Annotated in this window: 3 protein-coding genes; all 3 read left to right on the top strand. The window is 61.2% G+C overall.

The genetic code is table 11. The features are described 5' to 3' along the window. Positions 1 to 1,355 (top strand): HlyD family efflux transporter periplasmic adaptor subunit (locus tag JWR14_RS38110; RefSeq protein WP_299719944.1); only part of this gene is annotated, 1,355 nt, incomplete at its 5' end. 51 nt (positions 1,356 to 1,406) lie between these two features. After that, positions 1,407 to 2,159, top strand: coding sequence for a peptidylprolyl isomerase (locus tag JWR14_RS38105; protein WP_299719941.1), 753 nt, complete (start codon positions 1,407 to 1,409; stop codon positions 2,157 to 2,159). A 28-nt stretch (positions 2,160 to 2,187) separates the two neighbouring features. Next, the coding region (locus JWR14_RS38100; protein ID WP_299719938.1) for a cyclic nucleotide-binding domain-containing protein at positions 2,188 to 2,690 on the top strand (503 nt) is incomplete at its 3' end.

The raw sequence follows: 2,690 nt of genomic DNA, 5'->3' as shown, positions 1-2,690 counted from the left end.
TTAAATCCTTTGCTGAATCGCTTGGCGACCACAGCGTGGAGGGCATCTCCATTCTGGTGGCGGAGCCGGCGCGGTTGACGCAAGCACTCATCTATACGATGGTCGCGCTGGTCGTGAGCGGGCTCGTTTGGTCGTTCGTTGGCCGGGCTGACGTGATCGTCACGGCGCAGGGCACGCTCTCGCCCGAGTCAGAAGTACGCCGGTTCTATGCGCCGATAGATGGCGAACTGGCCGATGTTTATATCGCGGAAGGGCAGCCGGTTTCGAAAGACGATGTGGTTGCACGGCTCAACGCACGGGGCGCGATCCAGGCCGCCACCAACGCGCTGGAAGCGCAATTGAAACTCGATGACGCCGAGCGTGACTGGAAAGAATTCCCCGAAAAAAAGCTGCTGATGGAGCGTAAGGCGGCGGCGCTGAAAGACCAGATGGAAGTAGAAGAGCACTTGCATCAGACACGCGTGGCCGAAGGGACGAGCAAGCTGGCCGAGGGACAGAAAGCGCAACTCGCGGAGGCGCGTACCGAGCTGGATAGCGCCCGCCGCACCCGTGACGCGGCCAAGCAGGAGCTGGACCGCTACGCGCGCCTGCTGGCGTTGCCGGGCGGCGGCGGGGTGTCGGAGATCCAGGTCGAAAGCAAACGCAACGCTTATATGGAAGCGGATAACGCGACACGGATTGCTCAATCGAAACTCACGGAACTCGATTTCCGCCTTAGCCACGAATATTCCCAGGCCAAAGCGCAGCTTGAAACCAGCGGCCAGGAATCGATCAGCCTGAAGCTGCAATACGAGTCGGCCATGCGGGAAATCGCGAGCGCGGGCGACAAGCTGCGGCTGCAATTGCAAACCGCGAGGCTTGTCGCCGAAGCGGCGGACCGCATCCGCTTCGAGAATATCGATAAGGATAACTTCCTGCTGATCCTGGCGCCGGTGTCGGGTGTCATCACGGACGTCACGTCGACACAGCCCGGCGACAAGATCCAGGCCAACACCCCGCTAGGGGGCATTGCACCCAAGGACGCACGGCCGGTGCTGAAGATCGAGATAGCCGAACATGACCGCGCGTTCCTGCGTGAGGGGCAGGCGGTCAAGCTCAAGTTCAACGCGTTTCCGTATCAGCGCTACGGGGTGGTCGACGGCACGCTCGAATTCATCTCGCCCGCGACGAAACCGTCGCCGGAGACCAAACAGCCGGTCTACGAAGGACGCGTCACGCTCGCCCGTGACTATTACCAGGTGGCGGATACGCGCTACCCGCTGCGCTACGGCATGACGGCGACGGCTGAGATCGTGGTACGCGAGCGGCGGCTGATCGATCTTGGTCTTGATCCGTTCCGGCAAGTGGCGGGCTGACGGTGGCGACGCCCATCGACTGCTTTTCATGTTTAAAAAGGGGCATAAAAAATGACGGCGATTGTGCGAATAGACGATGAAGTCGTCGATGCCGATGAGTTCATCCGGGTGTTGAAACTGACCGGGCAATTCGAGGGGCTCGTCGAGCAACTCGTGCGCGACAAGCTCACCGTACGCGCGGCGAAGAAGCAGCGTGTAGATGTGTCCGACGATGAGATCCAGGTGCGCGCCGATCAGTTCAGGCGCGTGCGCGGCCTGCACCGCGCCGCCGACATGAACCGTTATCTCGACGCGCTCGGCGTGAACCTCGACGAGTTCGAGGCGTTCATCACAGACACGCTCTATCAGGAGAAGATGCTCGAACAGATTGGTGGCGACGCCGACGTGGAGGCTTTTTTCAAGCTGAATTCACCGCGCTTCGACAGCGTGGAGATCAGTCATATCGTGCTTGAAACACCGAGTCAGGCGAAGGAAATGATCTCCTATTTGCAGGACGATCCCGACAGCTTCACGGAGATGGCGCGAGAACATTCGATTGCCGATACCCGCGAGCAGGGTGGCGTGCTTGGCAAGGTGTTGCGCGGGTCGCTCGCTCCCGAGATTGAAGCCAAGGTGTTCAATGCCGCGGCCGGTGACCTGCTCGGACCGTTCCCCACGCCCGACAGCACCGCTTACGAAATCTTTGCAGTGATGGCGAAACGTCCGGCCGAGCTGGATGCGGACGTCGCGTCGGAAATTCGCCGGTTGTTGCGCGAGCAATGGCTTCAGGCGCGGGCGCAGGAACACATTATCGAAGCACGCTAGGGCGTCGCGCACGACAGGAGGCGAGCATATGGACGTACCGCAGAAACTCGATTCCCTGGCCGCGTTCCTGGCGACCGTGGAGATTCTGTCGCCGTTTACTGCGCAGGAAATCGACCAGCTGGCCGAGCACGCGGAGACGCGATTTCATGCGTTCGGGGAGACCGTCTGCAACGCGGGTGACGCGGCGGACGGACTATTCGTCATCAAGGCCGGCTCGGTGCGCATCTTCACGGAGGAGAACGGCAAGGAGATCAGCATGGGCGTGCGCCGCGAACGCGAAGTGTTCGCGGACATTGCCATGTTGCGCGAGTATCGGCATGAGTCGTCGGTGCGTTCGTCGGGCAAGACCGAATTGCTGTTTATTCCACGCCGCGTAATCGAGCCAATCGTGGCGAGTAATCCGGCGGCGCTCGCGTTCGTCACGAGCTATGTCGCGATCAGTTCGGCCGGCGGTTTTGTCGCGAAGCTCTTCGACCTGCGAGGCAAGATCGACAAGGCCGAGCTCGAGGCGTCGGTGCGCAGCGTCGGCGT

The organism is Caballeronia sp. (genome assembly GCF_028292365.1).
GTDB lineage: Bacteria > Pseudomonadota > Gammaproteobacteria > Burkholderiales > Burkholderiaceae > Caballeronia.
Note: the sequence above shows the minus strand (reverse complement) of the source record. Positions and strands in the feature narration are given on the sequence as shown.

What these genes read in the sequence shown, in the direction of transcription:
- JWR14_RS38105 (WP_299719941.1), top strand. Translation starts at nt 1,407, where the DNA reads ATGACGGCGATTGTGCGAATAGACGATGAAGTCGTCGATGCCGATGAG.